Genomic DNA, 16,249 nt, shown 5'->3' on the forward strand with positions numbered 1-16,249 from the left:
GCATCACCTGGGGAGTCTCAGTCATCCCGATCCACGGGACGCAGCCAGAACGGCATCGAGGGCTCGTCGTCCATGCTCTCCTTGCCCCACAGCGGTGGCGGACGCCGCTCATCGCGCGGGCCGCTCTCCCCACCGGTCCGGGGCTTCGGCACTCCGGACGCGGGCTCAGAGGCGGGCTTCTTGCCGCCCGAACGGCCGGCTCGCCTGGCACGGCCACCACCGGAGCCGCCGCCCCGGACGGCGCCGCCACCGCCCTCGTCCCCGGAGGAACCGGAATCTCCCCTCCCGCCGAACCAGCCGCCACGCCCGCCGGTCCCGGCGGAGCCGCCCGCGGTCGCGCCGCCCCCGCCCGAGGTCGTACCGCCCCCGCCGCCGCGCCCCTTCGCGCCACCGCCGCCGGATGCGGAGCCGCCGCCCGAGGTGGTGCGCCCGCCGCCCCAGCTCGTGGGGCGCGAGGTCCCCGGTGGTCCTCCGGGCGGACCGGTGGGACGCGAACCGCCGGAGCCGCCGGAGGACCCGCCCGATCCGCCTGAAGCACCTGAACCGCCACCGGATCCGCCCGAACCGCCACCGGCGAGTGCACGTCCTCCGTCAGTGGCACGGACCGGCCCCACGGCCTTCGTACCGGTACCGCGAGCGGATCTGAGAGCACCGTCGGATGCTCGGCCGCCAGAGGCTGCCACGGGGGTACCTGAATCGCGCCTCGGTGATCCGCCACGGGACGGCAGGTTGAGGGGCGGCGCCCCGGCACGTGAACGACCCGCACCGGCGACGGCCGCGCCCGTGCCGCCGTCCGCGGCCTGGCCCCGGCCCGCCACGACCCCGGCGGGATCTGACGCGGCACCGTCCGCACCCGGCGAGACGTCGGCGAGTGCGCCGCCCTCGGCGGAATCGCGCTTGCCCCACCGGGCCAGCCGGTAACCCGCGGCGCCGGGCACGGCCGCCGTGGCCACGGCGGTCGTGTTCTTGCGCACCTCACTGATCGACTTCTCCAGATGCTCTTCGCTCTTGGCCCGGGAACCCACCGCGGAGTAACCGACTGAGGCGAACAGGTGCTGGAACGGCTTGCGATAGACGAACGCGGCGCCGGTCACGAGTGCGATCAGCAGAATCTGCAGGCCCCATGGCAGGGTCTCGCCGAGGATGAGCCCGTACGCCCAGAGCAGCAGCGCCAGCACGCCGATCAACGCTGCCTGTTTCAGGAGCATGGAGAGCAAGAGTTCCAACCAGCGGATCGCGATGACGCGGCCGATTCCCGGATGGATGCCGATGCCCAGGAAGATCGGCCCGGCGACCAGCAACAGCAGGAAGGCGATCTTCACCACGATCAACGCGATAGCGATCACCATGATGAGCAACCCGGCGACCAGAGCGGCGAAAAGGCCTCCGAAGGCGACCGCCAATCGGCTGGTCCACTGCTTGCCCTGGAACGTCGAGTACGCGCCGGGGTGGTTCTCCTTGATATCTGAGGCGACCTCTTTGTAGGCGTCGGCCTTCTTGTCGAGATCGACCTTCTGACCACCGTAGGTCTCCGACAGGTCGACCGCCTGGGACCAGAGGAGCTTGTCCGCGTTGTCCTTGACGATCTTGCTGTTCGGATCGGTGGTGCCGAATTCGCCCATCAGCCACGGCTTGCAGACCAAAGCCACCCAGAGTCCGTTGGCATTCCGGGTCGTGGCATCGAGATTCACCGAACTCGGCGGACTCTGTCCGGCCGGCGGCGGCACACAGACGGTGCCCTTGGTATCGCTCTGCGGCAGAGCGGCATTGAACGCCACACTGGTCGCCTCGGAGACAGTGGTTCCCAACGTGGTGAAATCGGCAGGTCGAGCGATCAGCCAGGTCAGCCCCACCATCGCGGCGACCATCCAGATGGTGCCCTCGGCGACCTTGCTGGCCCGCCGTCGCAGCAATCCCATCCAGGCCAGCCACATCGCGCCAAGGATGACGACCCAGGTCCAGTACTGAGCGCCGAACGTCTTGCCTACGCCACTGATGACACCATCGACGGTTTTCTTCAGCCAGCCCAACAGGGATTCCGACGCCGCCGCCTGATAGACAGAAATCGTGGTGCGATCAATCGCCTTGGCCAAGGTGAAGGTCGTGTTCGCGACGGCGTTTCCCATCATCGCCATCGCATCTGCGCAGCCCATATCAGTGGCGTACCAGTACTGCCCCGACGTCCCATATCGGTCGTAGTACGTCATTTTTTGCGGTGTGGATGTCTTCAGCTTTTCGCTCGGATAGTCCGGCTGCTTGATCATCCCGTCGACGCCGGAACCGTATGGCTCAGCGGCGGGGTTCGGGTCCGGCGCACAGACATCGTTGGGATTGGTATTGATGGGCGGGCTCGGAATCGCGGCGCTGGCCGGGCTGAAAGGACTCAGGAGGAACAGCGAGGCCATCGCCAGGAGGATGACCGACCGGCGGGCCCTGCGCCGCCTGCGAGGCCGGACGGCCCGCTCGATGGCCCGGTCACGCCGCAGTCGCATCACGGAGCCACGTCGCAGGCGCGTTGATCGGCCACGCCCCGACCATGACGGTGGGGCGAGGTGGGGGCGCCTCATCGCGTGACCTCCTCGGTTCCAACCCCTGCGGACATGGGTCCCCTGGCGGCCAGGCCGGCCTCCCCGGGCGAGCGCGGTCTGGCATGCGTCGGGTTGGTGTCGAGCCAGCGCTGCAGCTCGTCGGAGATCAGGTCGACGCCGATGCGCCCGGCCCGCCCGTCCAGATCGCGGAAGACGCACTCGCCATTGCCGAGATTGCGCAGCACGGCCATGTGCTCCTCGGACGGCTCGACCCCGAGCAGCGCCATCACGTTCCCCACCTCGACGCGCTCGGAGGAACGGAACGAGAACACCGACGACAGACAGTTGGTCACCTGCTCATTCAAGAGGTCACCGGCGTTCTGCGAGACCAGAATCAACGCAGTGTTGCGAGAGCGCCCCATTCGCGACACTTCCGGAATGAGCTTGGCGCCTTCGGGTGTCGAAGTGATGGCCCACGCCTCGTCCAGGAAGATCGCCTTGGGCAGCCGCCGGTCGAGGCCGTGCATCAGCCTCCGGGCGAACTGCGACACGAGGTACATCAGCGCGACCGACAGTCGCTGCTCGTAGGAGTAGTCCTCACGCGAGATGGCCACGTCCGGCAGCGTGAGCCCACCGAGGGTGAACACGGTCGTCCAGCCGGCGGTGTCGATGCGCTCGCCACCCGAGGGGTCGAAGCAGAGCCGGGCGAGCCGCATCTCCGACATGGACCTCAGCACCGCGCCGAGGTTCTTGGAGGCCGGATCCGACGATCCCTCGAGATAGTCCACGACCTTGCCGAGACACGGTTCGTCGGCGTTCGCCACTGCACCGACCGCCTGGATCATCGCGGACTCGCGCTCTTCCGACATGCGCGGCAGCAGCAGCCGCAGGGTCTCGGTGGCCATGGTCTTCTTGGCCGCCAGGTCGTCGCCGAAGCTGAAGGGATCCAGCAGTCCGGGCGCGGCGGATCCGAGCGGCAGGATGCGCGCCTTGCGGCCACGCGCCTGGAGCAACTCGACGAGCGACTCCGCGTCGCCCTTGGGATCGATGGCGGCGATGGTCACGCCGCGGAGCGCCATCTGGTAGATCAGCAGCAACGCCAGCGTGGTCTTGCCGCCGCCCGGCTCGCCGGTGATGGCCACCGCGGTCGGCCGGTTACGAGCCGCCGCCACCAGTGGATCGAAGTGCACGATGGACCGGGCGCGCCCCAGGGTCTCACCGATGTACGGGCCGACCCAGCCGCCACCGGAATCGTCGATCCGGTCGCCGAGGTCGACCGTCGCGATCGGCATTCCACCGGCGATCGTGCGCAACGGCTGTCGCTGCGCGTAGGCGTTGAGCCGAAGCCGATCTCCCGGGAGCGACTCGCAGAACAGCGAGAACTGGTCGCCGGTGGAGTTCACCACGTCGATGCCGATGTCGCGGTAGTGCTCGACCACCGCGTCGACCCTCTGCAGAAGCAGTTCCTCGGTGTGCGCACTGACGATCAGCCGGTTCCAGCCGTACACGAACGGCAGCCGTTGCTTGGTGATGCCGTGTTCGAGCATCCGGGCGGCATCGATCTGCTCGGCCAGCGCTATCGGAGCCTCCGCGCCGGCTTCGCGGATGTGCTGGTCCATGTCACGAGCGTGCGCCAGCTTGCGCGACACGTCCTTGGACGCCTTCGCCGGCGGGATCAGCTTCATCCGCGCGCTGATCTCGACCGGGAAGGGCAGCGCGTCGGCGTAGTGCAGCCAGGGCTCACCGTCCGGGAAGGGCATGAGGTCGGGGAACCGCGCGAACGACAGGTAGGCGAGATAGGAGGATCCGCCGGGCTGCTCCATCCGCAGATGGGACCTGCCGTTGTGGATCGCTCCCTCGATGAGCGCCTCGATCTCACCGGCGCCCCACGTACGGCGAGGCACCGCCGACGGCGGCGGATCGGCCAGCGAGGCCGTCACCGCGTGCTGGAACAACCAGGCCACCTGAGTCGACGTCGCGTGCCGGGCGTACAGGGCCGAGCCGCCGAGGGCCCGGCCGATCCGCTCCGCCTGCTCGGTCCAGCGCGCGATCTCCTTGGCGTCGATCGCGTCGTCGTGCAGACCCAGTGACCCCTCACTGCGCTTGTAGAACCCGAGCAACTGCGACAGCACGCCACCGGAAAGCTGGCCGCCCATGCCGCGGGCGCCGATGCGTACGCCGAGATAGACCTCTTTGGTCCAGAAGTCCTTGGACCAGACGTGGGCGTACATCTCCTCGAGATACTCACGCCAGCCGGTGCCGCGGTCGGAGGTCTCGTCCAGCTTCAGCGCCCACTCCGCCGCGGGGTAGGTGCGGTGCGCGATCCGCAGGTGCACTTCGGCGTCCTGCATGCGGATACCGGCGAGCGCGATCGTGATGTTCGTCGCGAGGGCCTCGCGCTCCTCGCCCGTCGTGAACTCGTAGGACACCGTGGGCAGCCGGAAATAGGCCCACGCGGCGCTGTCGGTGAGCAGGATGCGGTCATCGAAGTACCGCACCGCCAACCGGCTGGAGCGTGTCTTCGACGCTCTACTCATCGCTCGCTCCGCTCGGCGGCTCGCGGCGTCATCGGCTGGCCTCCTGTTGCTGGTAGCGCTCCGGCTGGGCGACGAAACCGCCGGCGACGACTCCGGCGAGCGCGAGGTACGCGCGCCGCGTCGGGGCGCGCAGCGACTTCAACTCGTTGCGGGGTGAGCGGTCGAGGCTCAGGTGGTCGTCCCATGGGATCCGTACGAGCGCCCGGCAACGGCCCCGGGCCACGGACTCGGCCTGTTCGACATCGTCCATGCTGCGACGGCTGACCCCATTGATCACTGTAACGGCCTGCGACCGCGACTGACTGTAACCGTGGCCGTCGAGCCATTCGAACGTCATCGCCACCGCACGCGGAGCGTCGGCGCTGGCCGGGGCGACGAGAACGATCTGGTCGGCGTGCGGCAGGACCCTGGCGACCACCGCCGCGGCGGCGTCCAGCAGGGTGACGGAGTAGAACCGGTCGACGGTGCGGATCGCGAGCGCGTAATCGCGGTCGTCGAGCGCCTGCAGGGGATTCTTGCCCGCCGTGATGACGTCGAGGCCGGACTTCGCCTGTGAGGCGTAGCGGCGCATCGCGGTGAGCGTGTTCACCTGGTCGGCGCGGGTGATGAGGCCGGTGAGCGTCTCGTTGGTCTCACTGCGCGTACGCCGGGCGAGCGCTCCCGGGCCCGGATTGACGTCGATGGCCACGACCGGCTCGGCGCAGTACTGCGCGAACGTGTGCCCCAGCATGAGCGCCGTGACGGTCTGGCCTGCCCCACCCGTACAGCCGAGCACCACGATGCGCCGGGTGCCGTGGAAGGGCCGTTGCAACCGCTCCTCGTACTCCTCGTCCACATGGCTGTGGCCGCCGCCGACCGCCTGGATGAGCCGGCGCAGTCCGCCTGGCGTGCCCTCGTGTTCGGGATCCGGTGGCGTGATGGCCTGGGGCGGAGCCGGTGGCGAGGGTGGCGGCGGCAGCGGACGGGGCCGGACCGGTGAAGCCGGTCCCGACCGTACTTCGCGCGCCGGCGCGTATTCCTGTGGCACCTCGGCCTGCGGCCCGTGCTGAGGCCCGTGCTGAGACCCGGGTTGCGACTCGGGCGGCGCGGGCCGCCACGACACCCTGCCGGGCGGCTCCGGCGTTACCGGTGGCGGTGGTTGGCCGGCCGGCGGGCCCGGCCTGTTCTGCGGGATCTGCGGCGCTTCACGAGCCGGTGCCTGCTCGTGCTGGTACGGCGGCGGCGGCGCGACCGGACGGACCGGAGGCACTGGCGGCACCGACTCGCCGGGCGGCACACCGTCCGGACCAGTGGGAGGTGGCGCGGCGGTGGCGAATCCCTGCGCCCTGGGCGGCGGGCCCGCGGGGGGCTGTTGCCCCGTGGAGGGCACCCCGGTGGGGCCCGAGGCCCGAGCCGGGGCACCGCCCCTGCTCGGTCCCGTCTCCGCGGGACGGCGCGGTGGTGCGCTCCTGCGCGGCTGTCCCGGAGAGCCGCCCTGCGGCAGCCGCGGCGGAGGCCAGACCTGGGCGTCGCTGTTCGGGTCGCGCAGGGGCCGGGACAGGCCCTCGGACCAGGGCTTCGGCGGCTCCCTCCTGACCTGCCTGCCGCGCTCCCCCGGTTCATCCGTAGCGGATGCGTCCGCGCTCTGGTCCTCGGGCGAGCGCCCTTCGGCGGACGGCCCGGCTTCGGCGGACGATCCCGCACCGGTATCGGCTGCTCCCGCCGGCGCCTGCACGACCGGCTGCGGGGCGGCGGGCCGCTCCTCCTCCGGCCGAGGTGTCTCGGCCTCCTCGGTCTGCGCCTCCTCACCGGCGGACGCGCCGACAGGCACGCCGGTGGCGCCGAACGCCTCCGGCACCGCCGGGATGTCCGGCAAGGTCGTCGCCGCCGGAACCTGCGAGATGTCCGGTCTCGTCGTCGCGGCGGGCGACTCGGCCGCCGGCGGCTCCGAGCGGCCCTGGTCGCCGGTGGGCCGGTCGTCGACCCGGGGGTCCTTGACCCCGGGATCATCCTCAGCGGGCGCCGGCCCCTCCGCCGCCGTGGCGACGGGCGGAGTCGCCGCACGTTCGCCTGCCCGATCCCCGCTGCTCTCGGCCTCCTCGGCCCGCGGTCGTTCTGCCGGTGCCCGCTCTTCCTCGGCCGTGCCGATCTGTGCGCCCTCGACCTGCGCACGCTCGGCCTGCGCACGCTCGACCTGCGCACGATCAGGCCGTACGGGCTCGGCGGACGCCCGCTCGGCGGGTGCGGACTCCCCTTGAGCCGGTTCTGCTCGCTCGGGCGGGGCGATCGCCCTCCAGAACTCCGCAGCCGCGCCGGGCCTGCGTACGCCGGAGGCGAGGCCCCGCTTGCCCGAACCCACGGGCCGCGGTTCGCTGACCGCGTCATCGCCGCGTTCCGCGGGTGACGCCTGTGCCGGCGCGGAGTCCGCCGCCGACGGTGCGGCGGGGCCGGCCGGTGCCAGGCCCGCCCGCGCGGACTCGTCCGTGGTCGTCCGATCCGGCCGGGCGGTGACCTCCAGCGTGGGCGTCGCCGGCGGTGGTTCGGCCCGCGCGGACTCACGCACCGATGCGGTGCCGGCGGTCGGCAGCGGTTCGGTCGTGGGCTCCGGCTCATGCGAGATGTCCCGCCTGGTCCTCGGCCGCCAGGCACTGGCCGCTCGGTGGCCGTCGGCCCGCTGCGGCATCGGGGCGGCCCCGCCGCGTACGCCGGTCGCGGGTGCCTCGTCCGGCCGGGGAGCATCTGCCTCCCGAGCGGTGGTGCGGCGAGCGTCCGTGCCGAAGGTCGCCGGGGCCGCCGTTCCCGCGTGCCCGCCGAGCGTCGCCTGTGCCGCGTACTGCTCCAGTGGCCGCGGCGCCGCCGCCTGAGTCGGACGGTCGGCTACGAACGAGGCCAGGGCGGGCTCCGTGGTGTGCGCGGCGGCGCCGGCGGGCCCGGGAACGCGCACGGGAGCGTTCCGGCCACGGCCCTTCTTGTTGCGCTGAGCCTCACGAGCCTTACGACCGGCCCTGACCGCCGCCTTCTCGGCGGCCGTCACCGGCCGCATGGGACCGGTCTGCCGCCAGACGCGTGCCACGACCACGACCTCGCGCGGCTCGCGGATCGGGGTCAGCCGGCACCAGGTGCGCGGCTCGGTGAGGTAGCGCGACTGTGACAGCAGCAGCTCGGTCAGCCGCTTGCCCTCGATGACAGGGCGGGTCGCCAGCCAGGTGAGCACACCGGGCGGTACGAGGTAGAGCACGTGCCAGGGCGTACGAAACGGGATGCCGACGAACTTGAGCAGCATGATCCACGGCACGAACACACCGACGAACACACCGATCTGCACAAGCGGCAGCGGCATCGGAAGCCGCAGATCGTAGAGCTTGTAGAGCCGCTTCTCGATGCGCCAGATGTTCGTGTACGTGGGTAGATCCACGCCCTACTCCCCTAACGGTGGCAAGCACAGTGCCCGGCCGTGAACCAGGTCAGCTCAAGTCGACCCCTAGGGCCTTGGCGATTGCCTTGGCCGTCGTCTCGATGATGTTGGGGACATAGAAAATGACGCCGATACCGATCGCCAGAACAATGAATTGCACGAACCGTGTGATCTCTCTCGTGAAGAGAAAGAAGATGGCCACGATCGAGACAATGACCAGGAACAGCGGTCCGAATATCTGCCGCAGCCAGTCGGCCAGCTGATCGGTCTTGAGGTCGTCCGGCGCCGCCAGCAACTGGTCGGGCGCCGACGCGATTAGCTGATGGAACATCGGCCTAACCGCCTTCCTGGATAGGCGAGTGCATGCTGGGAAGGCTGACGGGGGCTCGTCCTCCCGCGGGGACGACACGAATGACGCTGATTCTCACGGCGCGGCCCCTCTCATGATCCGGTGGGTTGGGTCGAGCCGTCGATGTCTCGCACGTACCAGGTTCCGTCCTTCTTTACCACGTTGAGCTCGTACGTCTGCTCGAGTTCGCCGCCCGGCGCCTTGGGGTCAGAGGTCGGCATCTGCCAGCCGACCGTGACGGTGATGTTGCGTTGGTCCGCGCCACCGGCCGGCGCGATCACCTCTCTGAGCCGCGTGAACGTCACCGACCCGCCGAGCCCGGTGATCGAGTTGCGGTCGGCGAACCGGGACAGCGCGACCGTGTCGCCGCTGCCGTAGGCCCGGAAGAAGCCCTCGAGCGGCTGCTGGAGTTCGGCCTCCAGTGAGGTGTCACGCTCCCGGTTGTTGGTCTGGGGCAGCGTCGCCCTGGGCGGCGCGGGCAGCAGCGCGGGGCGGCCCGAGACGACCATGGCACCGTCTTTGGTGTAGATGGGCACGGCGAGCTGGAACCACTTGTCCTGTGTCTCGGCGAGCAGCGTGACAATGGCGTTGTTGGCGTCGCGCGCGTTGACCGCCGCCACCTGAACGGACTGCAGCCGCAGCTGCCCGGTGCCGTTCCAGCCCAACTGGCCGTCGGCGCCGTCCGGAAGGAAGAACCGGAGCTGCTTTTCCCGCTCGCTCGCGGTCTTCTGGTCGTAGTTCAAATAGACGCCGGTGAACTGCAGCGCGTAAGCCGAGGCGGCACTGGTCGGAAACTGCGCCCGCTTCTCGGTGCCGGCCGCGACCGGCCCCGCCGATCCGTCCGAGGTGTATCGCTCGAACGGGGCTCGGATGCCGTTCACCAGCACCACCAGGATGAAGGCCCAGAGGATCATCCGGCCGACCCACACCCACCACCGGCCGCCCGCTCCGCGCCAGCGGCCGGCTCGGCGCCCGGACCCGCCGTGCGCCTCGTCGTCCGCCGGACCCCACGGATCCGCCGCTCCATAGCCTCCGCCCGGCTCCGCCGCCATGCCGCCGCGCGAGAGGCCACCCCGGGAACCGCCGTCGTACGCGTCGTTCATGACGGACGACCCCTCCGGACCCATCGGCTCAGCACGATCATAGGCAGCCGTCTGGGGGCCGTGTCGCACGGCCGGCCTGCGAGCCATCGCGCCTCCGCTCGCGCCTCGCCCCCGGTCGGCGCGATCATCTCTACTTTGTCGGGTGTGGCTTCGGATTCACCCAGCCTAACCACGGAGGTCAATTGTTCCAGCGACTTGCGGCGATGCCCAGTCCCGGCGCGCGGTTGTGGATAACTCACGGCACCTCACGTCAGAACCGGGAAGATTGCCAAACGGTGACGATTCACTATCCACTCATCGAACAGGACAACTAGCAGCATAAGCCACGAACTCTACGATCCCGCAGCATTACCACCGCCAAATCGGGAGAATGGCCTTGCTGCTTCACGAACCGAAGCTGGATCGATCCAAGGCGTGACGTGCCGACCCACGCTCACCGGCGCGGGCCGAGTACGGTGAATGTCACATTCGGTCGACGGCGACCGCCGCAGCGATGACCACCGGAACGATGCCGCCAGAACGGCGTCCGCCGGCCGTCAGACGTTGAAGCGGAACTCCACGACATCCCCGTCGCGCATGACGTAGTCCTTGCCCTCCATGCGCGCCCTGCCCGCCCCACGCGCGGACGCGACGGAGCCCTCGGCGACCAGATCGTCGTACGACACGATCTCGGCCTTGATGAAACCGCGCTGGAAGTCGGTGTGGATGACCCCGGCGGCCTCCGGCGCCGTGGCGCCCTTGGGGATGGTCCAGGCCCGGGTCTCCTTGGGACCGGCGGTCAGGTACGTCTGCAGGCCGAGGGTGTCGAAACCGATGCGCACGAGCTGCGACAGACCCGACTCCTCCTGCCCCATGCTCTGCAGGAGTTCCAGCGCCTCCGCGTCAGGGAGCTCGATCAGCTCGGCCTCGATCTTGGCGTCCAGGAAGATCGCTTCGGCCGGCGCCACGAGTTCGCGCAGCCGCCCGCGAAGCGCCTCGTCCCCGAGCTCGTCCTCGTCGAGATTGAAGACGTACAGGAACGGCTTCGCGGTGAGCAGGTGCAGTTCGCGCAGCAGATCCAGGTCGATGCCGACCACGGCCGCACCGGCGAAGAGCGTCGTCCCATCGTTGAGCAGTGTCTCCGCGGCCACCACGGCGTCGACGATCGCGAGACCGTGCTTGTCCTTCCTGGTCCGCGCCTCTTTCTCCAGCCGGGGAAGAGCCTTCTCGATGGTCTGGAGGTCCGCGAGGATGAGCTCGGTGTTGATCGTCTCAATGTCGCGGGCGGGAGCGACGTCACCGTCGACATGCGTGACGTCGGGATCGTCGAACGCGCGGATGACCTGGCAGATCGCGTTGGCCTCGCGGATGTTGGCGAGGAACTTGTTGCCAAGTCCCTGCCCCTCCGAGGCTCCCTTGACGATGCCGGCGATGTCGACGAACTCCATCGTCGCCGGGATGATCTTCGCGGATCCGAAGATCTTCGCAAGACGCTCCAGGCGCGGGTCCGGCACCCCGACCACGCCGACGTTCGGCTCGATCGTCGCGAACGGATAGTTCGCCGCCAGAGCGTCGTTCTTGGTCAGCGCGTTGAACAAGGTGGACTTGCCGACGTTGGGCAGCCCGACGATTCCAATGGACAGACTCACGTCGGCCGAGTCTATGGGCTGCGGCGCACTGACACGGCACGCACGGCGGCCAAACGGGGGCATCTCGGCGAGTCGTCCAGGTTCCGTCACCCTCCGCTGTCACGATGCTGCCATGGACCTCACGCTGCTCGTCGGCCTCGCCCTCGGTGCCATCGTGGGTTTCGCCCTCGCCACCGCACGCCAGGCCGGCGTCATGGCACGCGCCAAGGCCGCCGAGGAGAAGGTCACCTACGTCGAGGAGCGGCTGGCCCAGCACTTCGAGTCGCTGTCGGCCAAGGCCCTCGACGCGAGCAACCAGCGGTTCCTGGAGCTCGCCGACACCCGGCTGAAGGCGGCGGGCGTCGAGGCGGCCGGCGAGCTCGAGCGGCGCAAGCAGGCGGTCGAGCACCTCGTCACGCCCCTGCGCGACACCCTGGCCAAGGTGGAGGAGCAGCTTCGCGAGGTCGAGACCGGCCGCAGAGAGTCACACGCCATGCTGGCCAAACAGGTCGACTTCGTGCGGCAGAGCTCCGATCAGCTCCGGGCCGAGACCCAGACGCTCGTGCGGGCCCTGCAGCGGCCCGAGGCCCGCGGGCGCTGGGGCGAACTGCAGTTGCGCCGGGTCGTCGAGATCGCGGGAATGACCCGCCACTGCGACTTCGACGAGCAGGCCACGGCCATGACCGAGAACGGCGCCGTCCGCCCCGACCTGGTCGTTCGGCTGACCGGCGAAAAGGCCATCATCGTCGACTCCAAGGTGTCGCTGGCCGCCTACCTGGAGGCCTCCTCGGCCGACGACGAATCGATCCGCTCCGCGCGGCTGGACGCCCACGCGCGGCATCTGCGCGATCATGTCGACCGGCTGGCGGCGAAGGCGTACTGGCAGGCGTTCACGCCGTCGCCGGAGTTCGTCGTCCTGTTCATCCCCGGGGAGGCATTCCTCGCGCCCGCGCTGGAGCGGTCACCCGAGCTGCTCGAGTACGCGATGGCGCGCCGCGTGCACATCGCCACTCCGACCACCCTGATCAGCATGCTGCGTACGGCCAGCTACGCCTGGCAGCAGGCGGCGCTGTCCCAGAACGCGCGAGCGGTGTTCGATCTGGGCAAGGAACTGTACGAACGGCTGGGCACGATGGGGCAGCACGTCGACGAGCTGGGCAAGTCCCTCTCCAACGCGATCAAGTCCTACAACCGGAGCGTCGGCTCGCTCGAGGCCCGGGTGCTGGTCACCGCCCGGCGGCTGAACGATCTCGGGGTCGTCGAAGGCGACCTGGAGGGCCCGCGGCCGGTGGAGGAGACGCCCCGGGCCCTGTCGGCCTCGGAGCTGCTCGACGAGGAACGGCCACGCGCCTCTGACCGTCCGGCCCGGCCTGAGCCGGTAGGTTTCCTCCAACGGGCCGTCCCAGAGCAGCAGAGTCCTTACGGACAGGGCGCTGAGGGGGCGTGATGGCCGCGACAGCACCGACCAGACGTGGAGCGCCGACCGGCGCTCCGCCGACCCCAGGGGAGCCAGTGCGACGTCAACCCAGCGGGTCGTCGATCACTCTGACCGGGCGGGGCGGGATCGTCGTGGTCTTCGGCGTCGCGCTCGTCGGCAGCGTGCTGGGATCGGAATCGCTGCTGGGCATCGGCGTACTGCCCGGCGTCTCCTTCGTGATCGGCTGTGCGCTGGCCGCCCTGACCACCCGCACGGCCGACCTGCTCACCGTCGCGGTGACCCCGCCCGTGATCTTCTTCCTGGTCGCGATCATCGCGTCGATCGTGGACGCGCTCGGCAGCGGCTCACTGATCCGGGGCGTCTTCGTCGGCGTGGTGACCGTGCTCGCCTCCGGCGCCCCGTGGCTGTTCCTCGGAACGCTGCTCGTCCTCGCCATCACGATCCCGCGCGGGCTGCTGACCAACCTGCGAGAGCTGCGCGGCCGCCTCGTCGGGCGGCGGCTCTTCGAGGACGACGACTACGACGACGACCCGGTCCGCTGGGACGAACCGCAGACCTGACCGACCACGCCCTGACCGATCACGCCCGCGCGGCCGGGCCTTCGGAGCTCAGAGCCGTCGGAGTTCGTGGGGCAGCGCGAACCGCATGCTCTCCTTCACCGACTCGACCTCGTCGACGTGGTCGAAACCGTGCTCCGCGAGCCGGTCGAGAACCCCTTTGACCAGTTCCTCGGGCACCGAGGCGCCGCTGGTGACGCCGACCGTGCGAACGCCGTCGAGCCACGCCGGGTCGATGTGCTCGGCGTAGTCGACGAGATAGGCGGCGTCGGCCCCGTGGTCCTTGGCGACCTCGACCAGGCGTACCGAGTTGGACGAGTTCGTCGAGCCGACCACGATGACGAGCTGCGCCTGCTCCGCGATCTCCTTCACCGCCGTCTGCCGGTTCTGGGTCGCGTAGCAGATGTCGTCGGACGGCGGGTCGAGCAGCTTGGGGAAGCGGCCTCGGAGGGCGTCGACGGTCGCGATGGTCTCGTCGACCGACAGCGTGGTCTGGGACAGCCACGCGACCTTCTCCGGGTCGCGGACGTTGACCTTGTCGACGTCACCCGGACCGTCGACCAGGTGGATGTGCTCAGGGGCCTCGCCCGTGGTGCCGATGACCTCCTCGTGGCCCTCGTGGCCGATGAGGAGGATGTCGTAGTCGTCGGCGGCGAACCGGACCGCCTCCTTGTGCACCTTGGTGACGAGCGGGCAGGTCGCGTCGATCGTACGGAGGCTGAGCCGCTTGGCCTCGTCGTGCACGACGGGCGCGACGCCGTGTGCGGAGAACACGATGAGCGAACCCTCCGGCACCTCCTCCGTCTCGTCGACGAAGATCGCGCCCCGTTCCTCGAGGGTCTTCACCACGTGCACGTTGTGCACGATCTGCTTACGTACGTAGACCGGCGCGCCGTGCTTCTCCAACGCCAGCTCCACGGCCTGCACGGCCCGGTCGACACCGGCACAGTAGCCGCGCGGCTTGGCCAGCAGGACGCGGCGGTTCTGCGTTTCCGTCTGAGGGGCGGAGGAGACACCGCGGGTCATGGAGGTCATGTGCCCCATGGTACGTGTGATCGACTAGACGCCATCCGGCGGTCAAATCCCCTCAGTCGAGATGACCAGCGCCGCACGGTACGGCACAGTGATACATAACAGACCAGGCCGTATCCGACCAGGCATCCGACCAGTCCGTTGCGAGGACGCCCAGGGAGCTGACCAGAGATGACACGATCGCCGCGCCGCCTCAGCAAGCAGGTTCGGGAGGCCGTGGGGGAACATGTCCGCGACCTGCCGGTTCAGGCCGCAAGGTTGGCCATGTTCGGCGTCGGCCGGGCACTCCTGATCAGTGACCGGGTGACCAAGGACTACAAGGAGCTGCGTGGATCCGGCCCGCGGCCGGTGCTGAACCGGCTCCGGGGGGACGTCCAGCACCTCGCCGGCAAGGCGGTGACCAGGGTGACCGATCGGGTGGCCGGTCCCGGGGAACCGACGACGGCACCCACCGCGCCGGAGACCGAGGACGTCCCGGTCGCCCGACCGCCCGCGAAGGGCGGCGATTCACCGGTCGCCGAGCCCGAGATCGCCGTGGGCAAGCCGTCCTCGGCCGCTCCCGGCGGCACCACGGAGGCGACTCCTACGCCCAAGGCCGCGCCCGCGCGCACCGCCCGGACGACAACGGCATCGTCCCCGGCGGCGCCGGAACCCGTGACGGCGCCCGGATCGACCGCCGAACCCGTGGCCGCCGCCCGGCCGGAGCCGCAGGCCGAACCCGCCCCCGAGCCCAAGGCCCGACCCAAGGCCGCGCCGAAGCCCGCGTCCAAGGCCGCACCCCGAGCTGCGGCGCCCAAGGCGGCCGCCAAGGCTGCGTCCAAGGCGGCGTCCAAGGCGAAGATCGCGGCAGAGTCACTGCCGGTGCCCGACTACGACCAGGCGAGCCTCGCCTCCCTGCGCGGGCGGCTGCGCAACCTGTCGGCCGAGCAGGTCCGGCAGTTGCGGACCTACGAGCGGGAGAACGCGGCCCGGGCGGACGTGCTGCGGATGTACGAGAACCGCATCGCCAAGCTCGACCAGGGCTGACCACCCGCCCGGCCCCCTCGGCGCACGCGGCCGGCCGTCAGAGGGCTGGTCCGCGCCGTTCCCCAGGCGGGCGGAGGCGGCCGGTGACGGCGGTGACGGCATCGCTTCGCGTGGTACGACGTGCCGAGACAGGCTTCATCGGGAGCTCTCCTCGGAGTCGGCGCAGAGCTTGTCGAAGGCGGGCAGCGCGGTCGCGATGGCCGCGCGCTCGTCTTCACTCAGCGCCGCGAAGCGGTCGGCGAGGAAGTCGATGCGCTGAGCGCGTGCGGTCCGCAGCGTCTCCGCGCCAACGGGGGTGATCGAGACGGTGACCACGCGAGCGTCGGCTGCGTCTGCGCCGCGGGTCACCAGGCCGTCGCGGACCAGCCGGTTGATCTGCATGGTCATCGTGGGCAGGCGTACGCCGTGCTCGGCGGCCAGTTCGCTCATCCGGCGCGAGCCCGACTGCAACGAGCCGAGCACCGCCAGCTGCTGTACGGTGATCGGCTGATCCATGCTGACACGGCGCAGCAGCAATATGACGTCGCGCATCTGCCGGTTGAAACGCTCGGCCAGCTCGCGACTCTGGTCCGCCATCATCACCCCTGTCATCACCGCCGGCGGTGGTCCGAACGAGTCAATTTAGCAGAGCTAACTAATACGGATGAGATGTGTCACTCCGCCGCGACCGACCAGATG

At 70.0% G+C, this 16,249-nt stretch carries 11 protein-coding genes; 3 read left to right on the forward strand and 8 right to left on the reverse strand.

Features of this window, described 5'->3' with window-relative positions; all coding sequences use genetic code 11:
• Nucleotides 1–17: 17 nt before the first annotated feature.
• The 6 genes from HKK72_RS06280 to ychF form a co-directional block, all read right to left on the reverse strand.
• On the reverse strand, nt 18–2,492 hold the full coding sequence (locus HKK72_RS06280; protein ID WP_187233290.1) for a type IV secretion system protein: 2,475 nt from the start codon (nt 2,490–2,492) through the stop codon (nt 18–20).
• 71 nt (nt 2,493–2,563) lie between these two features.
• Nucleotides 2,564–5,065 (reverse strand): ATP-binding protein, encoded by a 2,502-nt coding sequence (locus tag HKK72_RS06285; protein ID WP_187233291.1) that lies wholly within the window; start codon nt 5,063–5,065, stop codon nt 2,564–2,566.
• Between the two features lie 28 nt (nt 5,066–5,093).
• Nucleotides 5,094–8,459, reverse strand: coding sequence for a TcpE family conjugal transfer membrane protein (locus HKK72_RS06290; RefSeq protein WP_187233292.1), 3,366 nt, complete (start codon nt 8,457–8,459; stop codon nt 5,094–5,096).
• 49 nt (nt 8,460–8,508) lie between these two features.
• Nucleotides 8,509–8,790: a hypothetical protein gene (locus HKK72_RS06295; protein ID WP_187233293.1), complete on the reverse strand. Its 282-nt coding sequence runs from the start codon at nt 8,788–8,790 to the stop codon at nt 8,509–8,511.
• A gap of 110 nt (nt 8,791–8,900) precedes the next feature.
• A complete protein-coding gene (locus HKK72_RS06300) occupies nt 8,901–9,911 on the reverse strand; it encodes a conjugal transfer protein (RefSeq protein WP_187233294.1) in 1,011 nt (336 codons plus the stop codon).
• Nucleotides 9,912–10,447: 536 nt separating this feature from the next.
• Nucleotides 10,448–11,539, reverse strand: coding sequence for a redox-regulated ATPase YchF (gene ychF / locus HKK72_RS06305; protein ID WP_187233295.1), 1,092 nt, complete (start codon nt 11,537–11,539; stop codon nt 10,448–10,450).
• Nucleotides 11,540–11,651: 112 nt separating this feature from the next.
• On the opposite strand from ychF, the gene rmuC reads away from it, so the two are divergent.
• Both rmuC and HKK72_RS06315 read left to right on the forward strand, forming a co-directional pair.
• Complete coding sequence (gene rmuC / locus HKK72_RS06310; protein ID WP_187233296.1) at nt 11,652–12,965, forward strand: DNA recombination protein RmuC; 1,314 nt, start codon at nt 11,652–11,654, stop codon at nt 12,963–12,965.
• Between the two features lie 65 nt (nt 12,966–13,030).
• Entirely contained in the window at nt 13,031–13,516 is a 486-nt protein-coding gene (locus tag HKK72_RS06315; protein WP_187233297.1) for a DUF6542 domain-containing protein, read from the forward strand.
• Between the two features lie 48 nt (nt 13,517–13,564).
• On the opposite strand, the gene HKK72_RS06320 is transcribed toward HKK72_RS06315, so the two are convergent.
• The gene (locus HKK72_RS06320; protein WP_410050286.1) at nt 13,565–14,548 is read right to left on the reverse strand and encodes a 4-hydroxy-3-methylbut-2-enyl diphosphate reductase; all 984 of its coding nucleotides are present in this window, start codon (nt 14,546–14,548) and stop codon (nt 13,565–13,567) included.
• A gap of 168 nt (nt 14,549–14,716) precedes the next feature.
• Here HKK72_RS06320 and HKK72_RS06325 point away from each other — a divergent pair, with 168 nt between their 5' ends.
• A complete protein-coding gene (locus HKK72_RS06325) occupies nt 14,717–15,571 on the forward strand; it encodes a hypothetical protein (protein WP_187233298.1) in 855 nt (284 codons plus the stop codon).
• A 135-nt stretch (nt 15,572–15,706) separates the two neighbouring features.
• On the opposite strand, the gene HKK72_RS06330 is transcribed toward HKK72_RS06325, so the two are convergent.
• Complete coding sequence (locus tag HKK72_RS06330; protein ID WP_261986590.1) at nt 15,707–16,162, reverse strand: MarR family winged helix-turn-helix transcriptional regulator; 456 nt, start codon at nt 16,160–16,162, stop codon at nt 15,707–15,709.
• Nucleotides 16,163–16,249 lie beyond the last annotated feature (87 nt).

This window comes from Actinomadura sp. HBU206391 (assembly GCF_014323665.1).
Lineage (GTDB): Bacteria > Actinomycetota > Actinomycetes > Streptosporangiales > Streptosporangiaceae > Actinomadura_C.

Bases quoted from the DNA above. Each gene is read 5' to 3' on its own strand.
- HKK72_RS06320 (WP_410050286.1), bottom strand. From the start codon at position 14,548: ATGACCTCCATGACCCGCGGTGTCTCCTCCGCCCCTCAGACGGAAACG.
- HKK72_RS06330 (WP_261986590.1), bottom strand. From the start codon at position 16,162: ATGACAGGGGTGATGATGGCGGACCAGAGTCGCGAGCTGGCCGAGCGT.
- HKK72_RS06280 (WP_187233290.1), bottom strand. From the start codon at position 2,492: ATGCGACTGCGGCGTGACCGGGCCATCGAGCGGGCCGTCCGGCCTCGC.
- HKK72_RS06300 (WP_187233294.1), bottom strand. From the start codon at position 9,911: ATGAACGACGCGTACGACGGCGGTTCCCGGGGTGGCCTCTCGCGCGGC.
- HKK72_RS06325 (WP_187233298.1), top strand. From the start codon at position 14,717: ATGACACGATCGCCGCGCCGCCTCAGCAAGCAGGTTCGGGAGGCCGTG.
- HKK72_RS06285 (WP_187233291.1), bottom strand. From the start codon at position 5,065: ATGAGTAGAGCGTCGAAGACACGCTCCAGCCGGTTGGCGGTGCGGTAC.
- HKK72_RS06295 (WP_187233293.1), bottom strand. From the start codon at position 8,790: ATGTTCCATCAGCTAATCGCGTCGGCGCCCGACCAGTTGCTGGCGGCG.
- rmuC (WP_187233296.1), top strand. From the start codon at position 11,652: ATGGACCTCACGCTGCTCGTCGGCCTCGCCCTCGGTGCCATCGTGGGT.